Source organism: Burkholderia sp. E168m22, assembly GCF_001319805.1.
GTDB classification, from domain to species: Bacteria; Pseudomonadota; Gammaproteobacteria; order Burkholderiales; family Burkholderiaceae; genus Burkholderia; species Burkholderia orbicola.
In genome coordinates, this window is sequence record NZ_BBSK01000038.1 from 1 (window position 1) to 18,102 (window position 18,102).

An 18,102-nucleotide genomic window follows, 5' to 3' on the forward strand; every position below is an offset into this window, starting at 1 on the left:
ACGGCGCAGCACGATGCCGTCGACCCGCGCACGCACTTGCGCGACGAGGAATGCACTGGTGCGGCCCGGCAGGTCGGTGAAGACCGGTACGGCTTGCGGCTGGACGGTGACGACGCCGACTTCCGGCGTTTGCGGCGGCGGTGCCGATTCTTTTTTCCCGCACGCGGCCAGGAAAACGGCGGCCGTCGCGACAGTGATTAAGCGGTATGGAACCCGTTCGACGCGCATGGAGCGACCTCTGTGTATAACCAATGGAATAAGTGCCGCGCCCGACCCGAGCGCAACACGGATGCGCCTCGCGGCGCTGATCGAACACCTGAATTACTGGACTGCCAGATACAGCACGTCGGCACGAGACCTCCGTGCCGACGGGGATGCCGCGAACTGCGGACTGGTACTAGGGCGGGAATCAGCAGAGTGGGATATTAACTGATTGCCACTTGGGTCATTCGATCGTAGGGTGGTATTGTATATACATTCACGAATGTATGTAAAAAGCCCGTTTGTATTCCGCCCGCGGCCCAGTCTTACAGATTGTTACCCGCAGCAAGCATAGCCTGTCTGCATGACGGTGACGAGGGGTTGCGGACCCCATATTCACTCAAGATCGATCCAATCAGGCCTGCACATGGTCAGACGTACCAAGGAGGAGGCGCTCGAGACGCGCAACCGCATTCTCGACGCCGCCGAACACGTGTTCTTCGAGAAAGGCGTGTCGCACACGTCGCTCGCGGACATCGCCCAGCACGCCGGCGTGACGCGCGGCGCGATCTACTGGCATTTCGCGAACAAGAGCGAACTGTTCGATGCGATGTTCGACCGCGTGTTCCTGCCGATCGACGAACTGAAACGGATGCCGCTCGACGCGCCGGGCGGCAATCCGCTCGAGAAGGTGCGCCAGATCCTGATCTGGTGCCTGCTCGGCGTGCAGCGCGACCCGCAGCTGCGCCGCGTGTTCAGCATCCTGTTCATGAAGTGCGAATACGTCGCGGACATGGAGCCGCTGCTGCAGCGCAACCGCGCGGGGATGAGCGAGGCGCTGCACATGATCGACGCCGATCTCGCGGTGGCCGTGGGGCTCAAGCTGCTGCCCGAGCGGCTCGACACGTGGCGCGCGACGCTGATGCTGCACACGCTCGTCAGCGGGTTCGTGCGCGACATGCTGATGCTGCCCGACGAGATCGACGCCGAGCAGCATGCGGAAAAACTCGTCGACGGCTGCTTCGACATGCTGCGCTACAGCCCGGCGATGCTGAAGGATCGCGACTGACCACCCGGCGCATGGCGCGCCCCGCCGCCGTCACCGTGCCGCGTCAGGCCGCCTTCGCGCGCTGCGCGCGGGCCCGCCGGTTCGACGCGGCCACCGAATCGCGCGCCGGCATCGGCGCGCCGGCCAGCCCCGCGATCCACGTGTCGGTCGACATCACCGCCGCGAAATTCGACTGGAACACCACGCCATACGCGCGGTGAATCTCTTCGGCGCTTACCGCTCCCGCTTCGTTCTCGTAAGGCAGCGCGCCCGTCGCGTCGTTCAGGTATTCGACCTTCAGCCCCGCATGCGCCGCGTGATAGACCGTCGACGCATTGCAGTTGTGCGTCATGTAGCCGGCCACCGCGAGCGTGTCGATTCCGTGCGCGTCGAGCCACGCGGCGAGATCGGTGCCGGCGAACGAGCTCGCCTGCGCCTTCTCGATCAGGTGCGCGTACGGCCGGCTGGCCACCACCGCGTGCAGCGCGACGCCATCGCTACCGGGCGCGAAGATCGGCGCGCCGGCCGGCGCGACGTGCTGAACCACGATCACCGGCACGCCGGTCGCGTGCGCGGCGTCGATCGCGCGGCCGATGTTCGCGAGCGACACGTCGAGCGGCGGATATTCGATCGGCAGGTTGCCCGTCACGTATTCGTTCTGCACGTCGATCACGATCAGTGCACGGCGGGCAACAGGACGGGAAGTGGAATGCGGAACGGCGGTCGACATGGCGGGCTCCTGGTCGGGAGGCGCTGCCCCGCCCCGGAGCGGGGCGGCCAGCAGTGCGATGCGATGCATTGTCGAGCCGGGCGGCTTGTGCCGATAGTGGCCCGATAGCCATTCTTCGATAGAATCGGGCCATCGCCTTGCCGGAGCCCGTCATGCTCGCCACCGCCCCGTTCACGCCATCCACCCCATCCGCCCCGTCCGTACCGACCGTCGTCGCCGTGATCGCGTACGACGGCATCAGCCCGTTCCATCTGTCGGTGCCGTCGGTCGTGTTCGGCAAGGAACGCGACGCGGCCGCGTCGCCCGCATTCGAGTTCCGCGTCTGCTCGGCCGAGCGCGGCCCGCTCGCGACGACGGGTGGCTTCACGATCACCGCACCGTACGGGCTCGATGCGCTCGACGATGCAGACATCGTCATCGTGCCTTCCTGGCGGGACCCGGACGAAGTGCCGCCCGACGCGCTGCTCGATGCGGTCCGCGCGGTCGCCGCGCGCGGCGCGGAGCTCGTCGGCCTGTGCCTCGGCGCCTACGTGCTCGCCGCGGCCGGCCTGCTCGAGGGCCGCCCGGCCACCACGCACTGGGCGTGGGCCGACGATTTCGCCCGGCGCTTTCCGCGCGTGAAACTCGATCCCGACGTGCTGTACGTGAACGACGGCAACCTGATGACGTCGGCCGGCACGGCGGCAGGCCTCGACTGCTGCCTGCACGTCGTGCGGCGGCGCTTCGGCTCGGACGCCGCGAACCGGATCGCGCGCCGCCTCGTGATCCCGCCGCACCGCCAGGGCGGACAGGCCCAGTACGTGCCGCAGCCAGTCGCCGCGCATCCGCGCGACGCGCGGCTCGCGGGGTTGCTCGACTGGGTGCGCGCCCATCTCGACGCCGCGCACAGCGTCGATTCGCTCGCCGAACGCGTGCTCATGAGCCGGCGCACGTTCACGCGCCACTTCCGCCAGGCGACGGGCACGACCGTCACCGCATGGCTGCAGGCCGAGCGGCTCGCGCGCGCGCAGCATCTGCTCGAAACCACCGGACAATCGATCGACGCGATCGCGCAGGCAGCCGGCTACGGCTCGAGCGTGTCGCTGCGCCAGCATTTCGCGGGCGCGCTCGGCACGTCGCCGTCTGCGTATCGAAGGGAATTTCGCGGCGCCGGAGCCGGTGCCGACGCGGCGCAGTGACGCCCGCTGCGGGCCGCGAACAGGCCGGGAAGCGGAACCGGGCGGCCGATCGCCGATCAGCCGCCGTTGATCCAGCGCGCCGCGTACAGCAGCAGCGCGACGAACACGATCATCGCCGCCCAGGCCCACACGGGCACCGTGCCGGAATCGCGATGCGGGAGCGCGCTCGCGGCACGTCCGCTCAGCGCGCCGCCGAGATGATGCGGCAGCGAACGCTTCGTCGCGGCCACCAGCGATGCCGGCCGCAGAAATACATGCTGGCGGCGCGGCGCGGCGGCGCTCGCGCGATTCGGCGCGAGACCGTGTTTCGCCTGCACGACCGCGCAGAACTCGCGAAAGAACGTGTCGGTCCATTCGCGCAGCGCATTGTCGATCTGCCGCCCCGGCAGTTCGGCGAGCGGCCCGCTCGCCGTCGCCCAGACCACGTACTCGATTCGCGTGGCGCTCGCGTCGCCATCCGGCATCAGCACGAGTTCGACTTGGCCGCGCAGCGCGCCGAGGCCGTCGGCCCGCGCCTTGAAGTTGAGCACGCGGCGCGGCTGACCTTCGGCGTCGCCCTGCTCGGCGGCCGCATGCGCGCGCACGTCGTAGCGGGCGCGCAGCGGGCCGAGCGGCACGGTGATGGTCAACGCGAACTCGCCGTGCGCGAGTTTCACGAACGATTCGCAATGATCGAAACTCGCCCGCAGCAGCGCGAGATCCTCCAGCGCATCCCGCACGACAGGCGGCGCGAGCGGTACGCGTAACGTGTCGTTCAGTTCCATGACACCTCCCCGATGAACGCGCGTCGCATCAGGACGTCTCGACGAGACTGTCGACCCGCGCGACATCGAACGCGACGTAGTGCGCAAGCACGGCCGCCGCCTCCTTCGGTTCTTCGTAACTCCATGCGGCGTTCTCGATCACGCCGTCTTCCGTCTGCAAGTCGAAATGCACGGCCTGCCCCCTGAACGGGCAGGCCGTCGTGACGCCCGATTTCACGAGCCGGCGCATGTTGACGTCGCCGCGCGGCAGGTAATGGATGTCCGGGAGCCCCGCCTCGCGCACGGTCAGCGCACCGTGCGAATCGGCATAGGTGATGCCGCGATGGATCACGCGCACGCGATGACGGTTCGGCACGATTTCGAGTCGAGGATCGGCTGCATCGGACATCGTTTCTCCTTCGGGCGGCCGCCTGGCCGGGGCAGGAAACGAAAAAGCCACGGCACGCATGCCGTGGCTTTCATTATGGGCGAAACTTCGTCCGATTGCGCGACCGGGGGCCCGGCCGCACGCGGCGGGCTACTGCGCACTCCACTGGAACGCGGCTTTCGCGCCGCCCTTCGCGCCGACCGTGACGGCGCGCGATTCGTCGCTGCCCTGGTACGACGCATGCACCGTATAGCGCCCCGGCGGCACCTTCACGAGCATGTACGGCCCGCGCGCATCGGTTTTCAGCACTTCGGCGCCCTTGCCGTCGACGATCCGGACATGCACGTCGGCCAGGAACTCGCCGCCCTTGCCGGTGAAGCGCAGCGCCAGCGGCCACTGCGACTCGCTGCGCTGGAACGCCGTCGATTCGTCCTGCCCGACGCCGCCGGACACGAAGGTGACATCGCCCTGCTGGCGCGCGGCGGGCAAGCCGTCCGACTGCGCATACGCGCCGGTCGCACCGGCTGCGAGGCCGGCGGTCAGCGCCGCGGCAACGGCAAATCGGGACACGTTGCGTAGATATTGCATGGCTCTCTCCTTGGGGTCGGAACACATACGGGGCGCGGCGTCGCGCGATCGAACGGCGGCGGCGCCCGCCGCGGCCGGCCAGGCCGGCCGTCGGCCGTGGCCGGTCAGCTCAGGTCGACCGGCACGAAGATCTGTGCATTATCGCGCTGGATCAGCAGAGCAAGACTGTTGCCCGCGCCCTTCACCGCGTCGCGCAATTGCTCCGGGCTCGTGACCGGGCGGCCGTTGACCGCGAGAATCACGTCGCCCGGCTGGATGCCCGCGTTGGCGGCCGGCCCGCCGGCCTGCTGCACGATCAGGCCGTGCGACAGGTTGTCGGCGGTGCGCTCCTGAGGCGACAGCGGCCGCACCGCGACACCCAGGCGCCCCTGCTCCACCGGCCCGCCGTCGTTCGACGCGAGCTTCGCATCGGCCATCGCGCCGAGCGTCACGCTGATCGACTTCTTCGACTTGTCGCGCCAGATCTGCAGGTCGGCCTTCGAACCCGGCTTCAGGTTCGCGATCTGCGCGGGCAGCGACGTCGAATCGGCGACCGGCGAACCGTTGACCGACAGGATCACGTCGCCCGGCTGCAGGCCGGCCTTCGCGGCCGGGCCGTTGGGGTCGACCGAGCTGACGAGCGCGCCGTCCGGCTTCTGCAGCCCGAACGAGCTCGCGAGCGTCTGGTTCAGCCCCTGCACGGCCACGCCGAGACGGCCGCGGCTCACGTGGCCCGTCTTCACGAGCTCGTCCTTCACCTTGATCGCCTCGTTGATCGGGATCGCGAACGACAGGCCCTGGAAGCCGCCCGTCTGCGAGTAGATCATCGAGTTGATACCGATCACCTCGCCCTGCAGGTTGAACAGCGGGCCGCCCGAGTTGCCGGGGTTCACCGGCACGTCGGTCTGGATGAACGGCGTGTAGTTCTCGTCCGGCAGCGCGCGCGACTTCGCGCTGATGATGCCCGACGTGACCGTGTTGTCGAAGCCGTACGGCGAGCCGATCGCGACGACCCACTGGCCGACCTTGCTCTGCGCCGGGTCGCCGATCTTCACGGTCGGCAGGCCGCTCGCGTCGATCTTCAGCACGGCGACGTCGGACTGCTTGTCGGAGCCGACGACCTTCGCCTTGTATTCGCGCTTGTCGGTCAGCTTGACCGTGACGACGTTCGCGCCGTCGATCACGTGCGCGTTGGTGAGGATGTACCCGTCGGCGCTGACGATGAAGCCCGACCCGAGGCTCGCGCTCGGCTGGTCGTCCGGCTGCGCGTCGCCGCCCATGCCCGGCACCTGGCCGTAGAAGTGCTTGAAGAACTGGTAGAACGGGTCGCTCGGATCGATCGGCAGTTGCGGCTGCGGCGCGCGCCGCGACACCTGCTTCACGACGTGCTTCGCGCTGATGTTCACGACCGCCGGGCCGTACGTCTCGACGAGCCCGGAGAAATCGGGAATGCCGGTCTTGGCCGCGGCTTCGGCCGGCATCATCGCGGCCTGCGCGGGCGTGATGATCTGCGGATCGGCGCGGCGGGTACCGGCGAAATAGCCTGCCGACAGGGCGGCCGCCACGGCGACCGCGACGGTGCCGCGCGCAAGGAATCGGGTGTTCATCGTAGGACCTCCTCGTTGTTAGGACGCAGCGTAACGACCCTGACTTAAAGGAGGCTTAATCAGCCTTAAGCGGGGCTTAAGCGGCTGCCGGCATCCGGCCGGCACACCGCCCTTCAGGCAGATTCGGAAGGCTGCGGGGCCGGGGCCGGCATCTCGGCATCGCGGAACACGACGCTGACGAGCAGGCCGCCCGCGGCTGCATCGCCGAGCGACACCGTCGCGCCCTGCTGCGCCGCCACGCGCTTGACGATCGCGAGCCCGAGCCCGCTGCCCGACACGTCGGTGCGTGCCCGCGCCGAGCTGTCGCGATAGAAGCGGTCGAACACGCGCTCGCGCTCGTCGGCCGGAATGCCCGGCCCGCTGTCGGCGATCTGCACGCACGCGCGGCCAGCCGCGTCGCGCGTCAGCGACACGTCGATGCGGCCGCCGTCCGGCGTGTACTTCACCGCGTTGTCGAGCAGGTTGCCGAACATCACGCGCAGCGCGCCGACGTCCGCGACGACGCTCGCCGCGCGGGTTTCCTCGAAGCCGAGATCGATGTCGTGCCGCTGCGCGAGCGGCGCATGCGCGGCCACGCATTCGGCGAGCAGCGCCTGCAGGTCGACCGGTTCGCGCATCGTCGCGCCGTCCGGTTCGGCGCGCGCGAGCGCGAGCAGTTGCTCGGTGAGACGCGTCGCGCGCGACACGCCGTCCTGGAGATCCGCGATCGCCTCGCGGCGCGATGCGTCGTCCTTCGCGCGGGCGACGAGCTGCGCCTGGATCTGCACGGCCGCGAGCGGCGTGCGCAACTCGTGCGCGGCATCGGCGACGAACGCCTTCTGCGTGTCGAGCGCCGCCGCCAGCCGCGCGAGCAGCCCGTTCAGCGCCCGCACGAGCGGCTGCACCTCGAGCGGCAGGCGCGCGTCGGGCAGCGAATCGAGCGCTTCCGGCCGGCGCGCCTCGACCGCGCGCGTCACGCGGCCGAGCGGCGCGAGCCCGCGCCCGACGATTCCCCACACGGCCGCGCCGAGGAACGGCAGCAGCACGATCAGCGGCCACAGCGTGCGCAGCGCGACGTTCGCCGCCAGCCGGTTGCGCACCGACAGCGGCTGCGCGAGCTGCACGACGTTGTCGCCGACGATCGCCCCGTACACGCGCCATTCGCCGCGATCGGTGCGCTCAGTCGAGAAGCCGAGCTCCGCGCGCGGCGCGATCGGCGCGCGCGGATGCGAGAAGTACATCAGCACGCCGTTGCGGTTCCAGATCTGGATCACGATGCCTTCGTCGCCGTTGGTGCGCGAGCCGAACACCTGCGAGAACGGTTCGGACGGCAGCGCCGCGGCGATTTCCTGCAACTGGTAGTCGAACAGCTCGTTCGCTTCCGCGAGCGCCTGCCGGTAGATGAGCCAGCCCGCCATGCCCACGCCCGCGACGACGATCGCGAGCAGCCAGATCAGCAATTGATGACGAATCGACCGCACGCGTCAGCTTTCCTTGACGACCATGTAGCCGAGCCCGCGCACGTTGCGGATCAGGTCCGAGCCGAGCTTCTTGCGCAGCGCGTGGATGTAGACCTCGACCGTGTTGCTGCCGATCTCCTCGCCCCAGCCGTACATCTTTTCCTCGAGCTGGCTCTTCGACAGCACCGCGCCCGGCCGCGCGAGCAGCGCCTCGAGCAGCGCGAACTCGCGTGCGGACAGCGCGACGGGCGCACCGTCGAGCGTCACCTGGTGCGACGCGGGATCGAGCGTCAGCGCGCCGTGGCGGATCAGCGACTCGCTGCGCCCGGCCTGGCGGCGGATCAGCGCGCGCATCCGCGCGCCCAGCTCGTCGAGATCGAACGGCTTGACGAGGTAGTCGTCGGCGCCCGCGTCGAGCCCCTTCACGCGATCGGCGACGGCATCGCGCGCGGTGACGATCAGCACCGGCAGCGCGAGCCCGCGCCCGCGCAGCGTGCGCAGCACGTCGATGCCGTCGCGCTTCGGCAGGCCGAGATCGAGCAGCAGCAGATCGTACGTCTCGCCGCCGAGCGCGGTGAGCGCGGCGTCGCCGTCCTGCACCCAGTCGACCGCAAAGCCGTCCGAGCGCAGCGCCTTGCGCACGCCCTCGGCAATCATTCGATCATCTTCGACAAGCAGAATCCGCATCGGGCCACGCATCCATGGGGCGAGTCAAACACGGCGACCATTGTAGCGCCGCGAATCGCGTGCGCGGCGTGCAATGCAACAGTAAGGCGGATTGCAAGGGGCCTGCCCCGACTTGTCTCTACAATGTGCGCTTCGGCGCCCCCGCGCGTCCTGCCCGAGCCCCTGCTTTTCCCGTATTCGCCCATGCCGATTTCCGATCTTTCCGCCCGGTTCGTCCCTCGCGCCCGCGCCTGCCTGCGGGCGGCCGCCGTCGTCGCCACCTGCACGGCCCTCGCGTTCGCGCCGTCCGCGCAGGCCCGCAAGAAATCCCACAAGGAAGCGCGCAAGACCGCCGTCGTGTCGCCCGCCGCGCGCGCGGCCGGGCTACCGGCCTCCGTGCTCGTCGCGCTGCAGCGCGCGAAGGTGCCGGCATCGGCGATGAGCGTCGTGGTCGAGCGCGTCGGCGATCCGCAACCGCTGATCGCATGGAATGCGAGCCGGCCGATGCTGCCGGCCTCGACGATGAAGCTCGTGACGACCTTCTCGGGCCTGTCGATCCTCGGCCCCGACTACCGCTGGCGCACCACCGCGTACACGGACGGCACGATCGACCCCGACGGCACGCTGCAGGGCAACCTGTACATCAAGGGCACCGGCGATCCGAAGCTCGTGCCCGAGGAGCTGATCGACCTCGTCGACAAGCTGCGCAAGGCCGGCGTCAAGCGCGTGGCCGGCGGCCTCGTGCTCGACAAGAGCTACTTCGCGGCGTCGACGCGCGACCTGCCGTCGTTCGACGACGATGCCAGCGCGCCGTACAACGTCGGCCCCGATCCGCTGCTGTACGCGTTCAAGGCCGTGTCGTTCACGGTCACGCCGGGCGAGGACGGCAAGGTCGCCGTCGACGTGCTGCCGCCGCTCGCGGATCTGTCGATCGACAACCAGCTCGTCGAAGGCTCGGGCTCGTGCAGCGCGGCCGCGGCGGCCGCGCGCCCGACGCTGACGGCCGGCGGCGGGATCATGACCGCGTCGTTCGCCGGCGACTACCCGCTGCGCTGCGGCGCGCACACGACCAACCTCGCGATCCTCGATCACACGACCTTCTTCGCGCGCGGCTTCCTCGCGCTGTGGCAGCAGGACGGCGGCACGATCGCGGGGCCGGTGAGCGAAGGCAAGGTGCCGACCACCGCGCGGCCGCTCGCCGTGCATCACAGCCCGGTGCTCGGCAGCATCGTCTACGACATCAACAAGTTCAGCAACAACGTGATGGCGCGCAACCTGTTCCTGACGATCGGCGCGGTCAGCGGCAAGCCGCCCGCGACACCCGAGCAGTCGAGCCGCGCGATCCAGGCGTTCCTGCAGAAGAACGGCATCGCGATGCCCGACCTCGTGCTCGAGAACGGCTCGGGGCTGTCGCGCGAAGAGCACGTGAGCGCGCTGTCGCTCGCCGCGCTGCTGCAGGCCGCGAATGCGAGCCCCGTCGCGCAGGCGTTCGTCGATTCGCTGCCGATCGCCGGCATCGACGGCACGATGAAGAACCGCCTCACCAACGCGGGCGTGCTCGGCAACGCGCACATCAAGACCGGCACGCTGCGCGACGTGCGGGCGATCGCCGGCTACGTCGCCGGCGCCGACGGCCAGAGCTACATCGTCGTCAGCTTCATCAACAACGATCACGCGGAAGGCGCGCGCGCCGCGCACGACACGCTGCTCGAGTGGGTCTACGCGGGCGCGCACTGACGGTGCGCGCACCGTGCATCGGGCCGCTCTGACAGGGCGGCCCGTGCGACTTCCCGCACCGCGCCGCCCGCGAAATCCTGCGCCGCGCGGTTTGAAACGCCCCCGTCACTTTCGCGCGCCGCGCCGCGCGCGCACCCTTCCCACAAAGCAGGGCCGCACCGCCCGGCCCCGTGCAGTACGGATTCCGTAGAAACCCTGTCCTCAGAGGGAACCCTCTACGCTGCCCCCTCGCCTAGCGCGTAGCGATTGCGTAGGCTGTTGGCCTGACGATATCTACAACGGGCCACACGCCCGGCCTGATGGCTTGCAGGGGAACGAAGGAGACACACGCCCATGCGATTCGACGTCGAATTGCTTCTGCTCGCGCTGGCGCCCGTCTTCCTGCTCTGCATCGCGTGGGAGGCCTGGCACCTCGCCCGCACCCGTGCGCAGGACCGCATCTATGCGTGGCGCGACACGCTGTGCAACGCGGCGCTCGCGCTGATGCACCAGGGCGCCGACAAGCTCGCGTGGCTGTTCGTGATTCCCGTCTATGCGTACTGCTACCGGCACTATCGCGTCTACACGTGGCACGACGGCTGGCTGTCGTTCGCGGTGCTGTTCGTCGCGCAGGACTTCCTCTACTACGTATTCCATCGCGCGAGCCATCGCGTGCGCTGGCTGTGGGCCGCGCACGTCGTGCACCACTCGTCCGAGCGGATGAATTTCTCGACCGCCTTCCGCCAGAGCCTGATGTACCCGGTCGCGGGCATGTGGCTGTTCTGGCTGCCGCTCGCGTTCGCCGGCTTTCCGCCGCAACAGGTCGTCGGCATCGTGCTGATCAACCTCGCGTTCCAGTTCTTCGTGCACACGCAGGCGATCGGCAAGCTCGGCTGGCTCGAATACGTGCTCAACACGCCGTCGATCCACCGTGCGCACCATGCGCGCAACGCGCGCTACATCGATCGTAATTACGCAGGCGTCCTGGTGATCTGGGATCGCCTGTTCGGCAGCTATGTCGAGGAAACGCCCGACGATCCGCCGCAGTACGGCATCGTCGAGCGGCTCGGCTCGAACAACCCGTTCGTCGCGACGTTTCACGAGTGGGTGTCGATGGCGTCCGACGCGTTGCGCGTCGACGGATGGCGCAACAAGCTGCGCGCGATTTTCGGCCCGCCCGAATGGGCGAGCGCTTATCATGCGCAGATTGCCGAGGCCGCGAACCAGGGTCCGCGCACCGAGCCGCTGGCGGCTGCGCGCGATCGATAAACCGTTTCAGCCAACGGCCGCCGCGCAGCCCGGAACCGAGCAGGCACGCGGCAGATGAGAAACACATCAGGCCATATCTACGAGGAGATCGAACGATGCAGACACAACAACACGCACCTTCCCGCAGCCGGCTGCGCATGCTGCGCACCGCGCAGGTCGCGATCGCCGGCGCCGCGCTCGCGCTGCTCGCCGCATGCGGCGGCGGTGACGACAACAACGGCAGCAGCGCGTCGAACACGCCGCCGTCGGGCGTGAAGATGCAGGTCGTGTCGTTCGGCGACAGCCTGTCCGACGTCGGCACCTACTCGCAGATCAAGCTCGGCTTCGGCGGCGGCCGCTTCACGACCAACCCGGGCCAGGTCTGGACGCAGGACGTCGCGCAGTACTACGGCGACACGCTGCAGCCCGCGAACCAGGGCGGCTTCGGCATTCCGCTGCAGGCCACCGGCGGCCTCGGCTACGCGCAGGGCGGCTCGCGCGTGACGCTGCAGCCGGGCATCGGCCATGCGGACGCCAGCGTGCCGAACCCCGACTACGCACAGGCGACCACCACGCCGATCGCGGACCAGGTCAAGCAGTACCTGACGCAGCACGGCAGCTTCAACGCCGGCCAGATCGTGCTGATCAACGGCGGCGCGAACGACATCTTCTACCAGGCCCAGGTCGCACAGGCGCAAGGCAACACGCCGGCCGCGCAGCTCGCGGCCGCGCAGGCGATCGGCCTGGCCGCGCAGCAGCTCGGCGGGATCGTCCAGCAGATCGTCGCGGCAGGCGCGACGCACGTGTTCGTCTCGAACGTGCCGGACATCGGCGGCACGCCGCTCGCGCTGCAGGGCGGCACGCAGGCCGCGTTCACGCAACTGTCGGGGCTGTTCAACAAGACGCTGGTCGGCACGCTCGCCGCGCTGAAGGTCGACCCGACGAAGTATGTGGTGGTCGATGCGTTCACGTGGCAGGACGGCATCGCGGCCAACTACCAGGCGAACGGCTTCAGCGTGTCGAATACCGACACCGCGTGCAACCTGAAGGCGATGGTCCAGGCCGCCACGCAGTACGGCGTCGCGAACGCGACCGCGTTCGGCTCGTCGCTGTTCTGCTCGCCGCAGACCTACACGGTCGCGAACGCGGACCAGACCTACATGTTCGCCGATACGGTCCACCCGACGACGCACCTGCATGCGCTGTTCGCGCAGTACGTCCAGCAGCAGATCGCGAAATCGGGCGTCGGCAAGTAAGCCGCCGGCCACGCGCCCAAACGAAAACGCCCGACCGGTTCGCCGGTCGGGCGTTTTTCGTTGGTGCGGATGGATATGAACGGATGCGGACGGATGCGTCAGTCGCGCGCTTCGAATGCGGCCGCCGCGCGGCCGAGGCGATCGTTGACCGCGATCCATTCGACGGTCTCGGGCAGCTTCTCGATGAGGATGCGCGCGACCTGCGCGCGGTCGAGCGCCCGCAGCATCCCGTACAGGTCGCGTGCATAGGCCTGCGGATCTTCCGGCGCCGCGATGAAATGCACGCCGTCGGCCTGCGCCCAGTGCCCGGCCCGCGACGCGCGGGCGACGAGCGCGACGCGTTCGCCGTCGGTTTGCGCGGCCGCGAGCAACGGCTCGAGCGCGTCGAACGGCAGCAGCGCGAGCGGCGTACGCGGCGCGTAATGCGCTTTCAGCGTGCCCGATGCGCGCGGCGCGGTCGCATCGCTGCCGTCCGGCAGCTTCGGCGCGCGGCCGAGCACATCGGCGATCTGTTGCGGCGTCACGTGGCCCGGGCGCAGCAGCGCCGGGAAGCCGCGCGACAGGTCGAGAATCGTCGATTCGATGCCGACTTCGGATGCGCCACCGTCGAGCACGTGCACGGTATCGCCGAATTCGTCGCGCACGTGTTGCGCGGTCGTCGGGCTCACGTGGCCGAACCGGTTCGCGGACGGCGCGGCCACGCCGCCATGGCCGCCGCGCCGCGCGCTGAACGCGGCCAGCAGCGCCTGCGCGACCGGATGCGACGGACAGCGCAGCCCGACCGAATCCTGCCCGCCGCTCACGGCATCCGGAATGCGCGCGTGGCGCTTCAGGATCAGCGTGAGCGGCCCCGGCCAGAATGCCTCGATCAGCGCGTGCGCGTCGGCCGGCAGATCGTCGGCCCAGTAGCCCGGATCGCCGCCGGGCGGCAGATGCACGATCACCGGATGATTCGCGGGCCGCCCCTTCGCCGCGTAAATGCGCGCGACGGCCTCGGGGTTCGCTGCATCGCCGCCGAGCCCGTAGACGGTTTCGGTCGGAAACGCGACGAGCTGGCCCGCATCGAGCAGCGCGGCGGCCGCGTCGATTTGCGCGGGCGTCACGTGCGTCGGGAGATCGATGGACATCGGCCCGCGCCTCAGTCGAGCGGCACGCGCAGCAGCTGCGCGCATGCGGTGGCCGCCGCGACGGCTTCGTCGCGCGTCTCGGCCGTGAAGTTCACGTGGCCCATCTTGCGGCCGACGCGCGCTTCTTCCTTGCCGTACAGGTGCAGGTGGGCAGCCGGCATCGCGGCGACCGTGTCCCACGGCGGCGTGACGGCGTCAGCCGCCGCCCCGTTGGGGAACCACACGTCGCCGAGGATGTTCAGCATCGCGGCCGGCGAATGCTGGCGCGGATTGCCGAGCGGCATGCGCGTCATCGCGCGCACCTGCTGCTCGAACTGGCTCGTTGCGCACGCATCGACCGTGTAGTGGCCGGAGTTGTGCGGGCGCGGCGCCATTTCGTTCGCGACGAACGAGCCGTCCTCCAGCACGAAGAACTCGACGCACAGCACGCCGACGTAGCCGAGCGTATCGGCGATCCGGATCGCCGCCTGCTGCGCTTCCTCGACGCGGGCCGCATCGGCGGCCGGCGCCGGTACGACCGTCAGCGCGAGGATGCCGTTGTGGTGCACGTTCTGCGCGAGCGGGAACGCAGCCGAGCGGCCGTCCGCGCCGCGCGCGATCAGCGCCGACACTTCGTATTTCAGCGGCAGGCGCTTCTCCAGCACGCACGGCACGCCGCCGAGCGCGGCATGCGCGTCGCGTGCTTCCTGCGCGGTGGCGACGCGCACCTGGCCCTTGCCGTCGTAACCGAGGCGGGCCGTCTTCAGGATGCCCGGCAGCACCGCGTCAAGCGCCGCATCGTCGAGCGCGGCAAGCGCCGCCGCCGATTCGATCACGACGTGCGGCGCGACCGGCACGCCCGACGCCTCGATGAAACGCTTCTCCGCGATCCGGTCCTGCGCGACCGCGACGCAGCGGCCAGCCGGGGCGACGAACGTCGTGCGCGCGAGGAAATCGAGGCTCGCGGCCGGCACGTTCTCGAACTCCGTCGATACGGCCTCGCACAGGTCGGCCAGTTCGGCAAGCGCGGCTTCGTCGTCGTACGCCGCGCGCAGGTGCCGATCGGCGACCGCGCCGGCGGGGCTCGCCGGATCGGGATCGAGCACGGCGACGCGATAGCCCATCGACTGGGCGGCAAAGCAGAACATGCGGCCGAGCTGGCCGCCGCCGACCATGCCCAGCCACGCGCCGGGCAGGATCGGGGAAACGGAATCAGGAGTTGCGGTCATGTCAGTGGTCGGTTGCGGCGGAACGCGGAACGGCCCGCCGCAGTGGGAAAATCCGGCGCCGGCCGCGTCGTGCGGCCGCGCGCCATGCCGTCATTCCAGCGGCGGCAGCACCATCGCGTGCGCGGCTTCGTTCTGGCGCACGCGGAACGCGGCGAGCCGGTTCGCGTAGTCGACCGAGTTGCCGGACAGGATCGACACCGCGAACAACGCGGCATTCGCGGCGCCGGCCTCGCCGATTGCGAACGTCGCGACCGGCACGCCCTTCGGCATCTGCACGATCGAGTGCAGCGAATCGACTCCCTTCAGGTACTTGCTCGCGACCGGCACGCCGAGCACGGGCACCGTGGTCTTCGCGGCCAGCATGCCGGGCAGGTGCGCGGCGCCGCCGGCGCCCGCGATGATCGCGCGCAGCCCGCGCTCGCGCGCCTTCTCCGCATAGTCGAACATCTCGTCGGGCATCCGGTGCGCGGACACGACCTTCGCTTCGTACGGCACGCCGAATTCCTGCAGGATGGCGACCGCGTGCTTCATCACGTCCCAGTCGGAACTCGAACCCATCAGCACGCCGATGAGCGGCGCGCTGTGCGTGTGGGCAGTCTGGATTTCGCTCATGTCGTCGGTACCTCGATCAGGCGAGCGACTGGCCGGTGATGCGCTCGAGCGCTTCCTGGTACTTCGCGGCCGTCTTCTCGACGACGTCGGCCGGCAGCGCCGGCGCCGGCGCCGTCTTGCCCCACGGCTGCGCCTCGAGCCAGTCGCGCACGAACTGCTTGTCGAACGACGGCGGATTGGTGCCGACTTCGTACTGGTCGGCCGGCCAGAAGCGCGACGAATCGGCGGTCAGCACTTCGTCCATCAGGTACAGCTTGCCGTGGTTGTCGAGGCCGAATTCGAACTTCGTGTCGGCGATGATGATGCCGCGCGTCGCCGCGTAGTCGGCCGCTTCCTTGTACAGCTTGATCGAGATGTCGCGGATCGTCGCGGCCAGCTCGGTGCCGATGCGGCGCTCGGTTTCCTCGAACGTGATGTTCTCGTCGTGCTCGCCCATCTCGGCCTTCGCGGCCGGCGTGAAGATCGGCTCGGGCAGCTTCTGCGCGTTCTGCAGGCCCGCCGGCAGCTGCACGCCGCACACGGCGCCCGACGCCTGGTATTCCTTCCAGCCGCTGCCGGCCAGGTAGCCGCGCACGACCGCTTCGATCATGATCGGCTCGAGGCGCTTGACGACCACGCCGCGGCCCTTCACCTGCTCGACCTCGTCGGCCGCGACGACCGCTTCCGGCGCGTCGCCCGTCAGATGGTTCGGCACGATGTGCGCGAGTTTGTCGAACCAGAAGTTCGCCATCTGGTTCAGCACGCGGCCCTTGTTCGGAATCGGCTCGCCCATCACCACGTCGAACGCCGACAGGCGATCGGTCGTGACGATCAGGAGCTTGTCGTTGCCGACCGCGTAGTTATCGCGAACCTTGCCGCGACCGAGGAGCGGCAGCGAGCGGAGCGTGGATTCGTAAAGGGTAGACATCGTCTTTTCGCAGATAAGGAGCCAAACAAAAAGGGAAACGCCGTTCCCCGCGGCAGGCGGGAACGGCGGTCTTGCAATACGTCGGCGAACCGGCGGGCGCAACGCCCGGGCGGCTGCCGGCCGGCCCTCGTTCGGCCGGACGGAACGGCTGCCGGGGCCGGATCGAATCCGGCCGACCGGGCGGCCAGCCCGTGCCCGGCGGCAGAACCAGGCGGGGCAAATCGTACTACAGTCTCAGCGCACGACCTGTGCGAGCGCGCCCGACTTGTACTGCTCGGCGATCTTGTCGAGCGACACCGGCTTGATCTTGCCGGCCTGGCCTTCGCAGCCGAACGCGAGGTAACGGTCGACGCACACCTTCTTCGCGGCTTCGCGCGCGGGCTTCAGGTAGTCGCGCGGATCGAACTTGCCCGGGTTCTCGAACAGGTAGCGGCGGATCGCGCCGGTGATCGCCAGACGCAGGTCGGTGTCGATGTTGATCTTGCGCACGCCGTGCTTGATGCCTTCTTGGATTTCCTCGACCGGCACGCCGTAGGTTTCCTTCATGTCGCCGCCGAATTCGCGGATCTCGGCCAGCAGTTCCTGCGGCACCGACGACGAACCGTGCATCACCAGGTGCGTGTTCGGGATGCGCGCGTGGATTTCCTTGATGCGCTGGATCGACAGGATGTCGCCCGTCGGCTTCTTCGAAAACTTGTACGCGCCGTGCGACGTACCGATCGCGATCGCGAGCGCGTCGCACTGCGTGAGCTTCACGAAGTCGGCGGCCTGCTCCGGATCGGTCAGCAGCTGCTCGCGGGTCATCGTGCCTTCCGCGCCGTGGCCGTCCTCCTTGTCGCCCTTCATCGTCTCGAGCGAGCCGAGCACGCCGAGTTCGGCTTCGACCGTCACGCCGATCGAGTGCGCCATCTCGACGACCTTGCGCGATACGTCGACGTTGTACTCGTACGATGCGACCGTCTTGCCGTCGGCTTCGAGCGAACCGTCCATCATCACGCTCGTGAAGCCGCTGCGGATCGCGGCCGTACAGACGGCCGGCGACTGGCCGTGATCCTGGTGCATCACGACCGGGATGTGCGGATACGATTCGACCGCCGCTTCGATCAGGTGGCGCAGGAACGGCTCGCCCGCATACTTACGCGCGCCGGCCGATGCCTGCATGATCACGGGCGCGCCGACCTGATCCGCCGCCGCCATGATCGCCTGGACCTGCTCCAGGTTGTTCACGTTGAAGGCCGGCAGGCCGTAACCGTGCTCTGCCGCGTGGTCCAGCAATTGACGCATTGATACGAGAGGCATTGTGGAACTCCTTGGAATGAAAACCGGTGCGCCCTGACGCCGGCGCGGCGCTCGCTCCCCTCTGAACCGGGACGGCGCGGCGCGGCTGAGCGTCGAATAGCCGCATTTTATCGCGAAGCGCCTCCGATTCCGACCGCCCGGAGGGCCCCGCTCGCAATTTGT

General features: G+C 69.1%; 17 protein-coding genes and 1 pseudogene. 5 read left to right on the plus strand and 13 right to left on the minus strand.

What is annotated here, in order from left to right; all coding sequences use genetic code 11:
- Positions 1–228, minus strand: a pseudogene (locus AP428_RS10650) (efflux transporter periplasmic adaptor subunit); the annotation flags it as partial.
- 400 nt (positions 229–628) lie between these two features.
- Here AP428_RS10650 and AP428_RS10655 point away from each other — a divergent pair.
- Positions 629–1,270 (plus strand): TetR family transcriptional regulator, encoded by a 642-nt coding sequence (locus AP428_RS10655; protein ID WP_006486802.1) that lies wholly within the window; start codon positions 629–631, stop codon positions 1,268–1,270.
- A 43-nt stretch (positions 1,271–1,313) separates the two neighbouring features.
- Here the strand turns inward: AP428_RS10655 and AP428_RS10660 are convergent, their stop codons facing one another.
- Positions 1,314–1,979, minus strand: a complete 666-nt coding sequence (locus AP428_RS10660) for a cysteine hydrolase family protein (protein WP_011546095.1) — start codon at positions 1,977–1,979, stop codon at positions 1,314–1,316.
- Positions 1,980–2,131: 152 nt separating this feature from the next.
- Between AP428_RS10660 and AP428_RS10665 the strand changes: the two genes are divergently transcribed.
- Positions 2,132–3,157 carry a helix-turn-helix domain-containing protein gene (locus tag AP428_RS10665; RefSeq protein WP_011546096.1) on the plus strand — a complete coding sequence of 342 codons (1,026 nt, stop codon included), beginning with the start codon at positions 2,132–2,134 and terminating at the stop codon, positions 3,155–3,157.
- Between the two features lie 56 nt (positions 3,158–3,213).
- Here AP428_RS10665 and AP428_RS10670 read toward each other — a convergent pair whose 3' ends face one another.
- From AP428_RS10670 to AP428_RS10695, 6 genes are all read right to left on the minus strand, one after another.
- The gene (locus tag AP428_RS10670) at positions 3,214–3,921 is read right to left on the minus strand and encodes a CoxG family protein (RefSeq protein WP_011546097.1); all 708 of its coding nucleotides are present in this window, start codon (positions 3,919–3,921) and stop codon (positions 3,214–3,216) included.
- A gap of 28 nt (positions 3,922–3,949) precedes the next feature.
- Positions 3,950–4,309, minus strand: a complete 360-nt coding sequence (locus AP428_RS10675; RefSeq protein ID WP_006477955.1) for a DUF427 domain-containing protein — start codon at positions 4,307–4,309, stop codon at positions 3,950–3,952.
- A gap of 129 nt (positions 4,310–4,438) precedes the next feature.
- Positions 4,439–4,876: a carboxypeptidase-like regulatory domain-containing protein gene (locus AP428_RS10680; RefSeq protein WP_011546098.1), complete on the minus strand. Its 438-nt coding sequence runs from the start codon at positions 4,874–4,876 to the stop codon at positions 4,439–4,441.
- A gap of 104 nt (positions 4,877–4,980) precedes the next feature.
- Positions 4,981–6,462 carry a DegQ family serine endoprotease gene (locus AP428_RS10685; RefSeq protein WP_006477953.1) on the minus strand — a complete coding sequence of 494 codons (1,482 nt, stop codon included), beginning with the start codon at positions 6,460–6,462 and terminating at the stop codon, positions 4,981–4,983.
- Positions 6,463–6,575: 113 nt separating this feature from the next.
- Complete coding sequence (locus tag AP428_RS10690; protein WP_011546100.1) at positions 6,576–7,922, minus strand: ATP-binding protein; 1,347 nt, start codon at positions 7,920–7,922, stop codon at positions 6,576–6,578.
- 3 nt (positions 7,923–7,925) lie between these two features.
- A complete protein-coding gene (locus AP428_RS10695) occupies positions 7,926–8,588 on the minus strand; it encodes a response regulator (RefSeq protein ID WP_006481728.1) in 663 nt (220 codons plus the stop codon).
- A 183-nt stretch (positions 8,589–8,771) separates the two neighbouring features.
- Here AP428_RS10695 and dacB point away from each other — a divergent pair, with 183 nt between their 5' ends.
- From dacB to AP428_RS10710, 3 genes are all read left to right on the plus strand, one after another.
- The gene (gene dacB, locus AP428_RS10700; protein ID WP_011546101.1) at positions 8,772–10,304 is read left to right on the plus strand and encodes a D-alanyl-D-alanine carboxypeptidase/D-alanyl-D-alanine-endopeptidase; all 1,533 of its coding nucleotides are present in this window, start codon (positions 8,772–8,774) and stop codon (positions 10,302–10,304) included.
- Positions 10,305–10,637: 333 nt separating this feature from the next.
- The gene (locus AP428_RS10705; protein ID WP_011546102.1) at positions 10,638–11,552 is read left to right on the plus strand and encodes a sterol desaturase family protein; all 915 of its coding nucleotides are present in this window, start codon (positions 10,638–10,640) and stop codon (positions 11,550–11,552) included.
- A gap of 95 nt (positions 11,553–11,647) precedes the next feature.
- Positions 11,648–12,787 carry an SGNH/GDSL hydrolase family protein gene (locus AP428_RS10710; RefSeq protein ID WP_011546103.1) on the plus strand — a complete coding sequence of 380 codons (1,140 nt, stop codon included), beginning with the start codon at positions 11,648–11,650 and terminating at the stop codon, positions 12,785–12,787.
- Between the two features lie 98 nt (positions 12,788–12,885).
- On the opposite strand, the gene AP428_RS10715 is transcribed toward AP428_RS10710, so the two are convergent.
- From AP428_RS10715 to fba, 5 genes are all read right to left on the minus strand, one after another.
- Positions 12,886–13,914 carry an L-threonylcarbamoyladenylate synthase gene (locus tag AP428_RS10715; protein WP_011546104.1) on the minus strand — a complete coding sequence of 343 codons (1,029 nt, stop codon included), beginning with the start codon at positions 13,912–13,914 and terminating at the stop codon, positions 12,886–12,888.
- A gap of 11 nt (positions 13,915–13,925) precedes the next feature.
- Complete coding sequence (locus AP428_RS10720) at positions 13,926–15,122, minus strand: 5-(carboxyamino)imidazole ribonucleotide synthase (protein ID WP_011546105.1); 1,197 nt, start codon at positions 15,120–15,122, stop codon at positions 13,926–13,928.
- Between the two features lie 90 nt (positions 15,123–15,212).
- On the minus strand, positions 15,213–15,734 hold the full coding sequence (purE, locus tag AP428_RS10725) for a 5-(carboxyamino)imidazole ribonucleotide mutase (RefSeq protein ID WP_006477946.1): 522 nt from the start codon (positions 15,732–15,734) through the stop codon (positions 15,213–15,215).
- Between the two features lie 16 nt (positions 15,735–15,750).
- Entirely contained in the window at positions 15,751–16,641 is an 891-nt protein-coding gene (locus AP428_RS10730) for a phosphoribosylaminoimidazolesuccinocarboxamide synthase (protein WP_006477945.1), read from the minus strand.
- A gap of 234 nt (positions 16,642–16,875) precedes the next feature.
- The gene (gene fba / locus AP428_RS10735; protein ID WP_006481730.1) at positions 16,876–17,940 is read right to left on the minus strand and encodes a class II fructose-bisphosphate aldolase; all 1,065 of its coding nucleotides are present in this window, start codon (positions 17,938–17,940) and stop codon (positions 16,876–16,878) included.
- Positions 17,941–18,102: the final 162 nt, after the last annotated feature.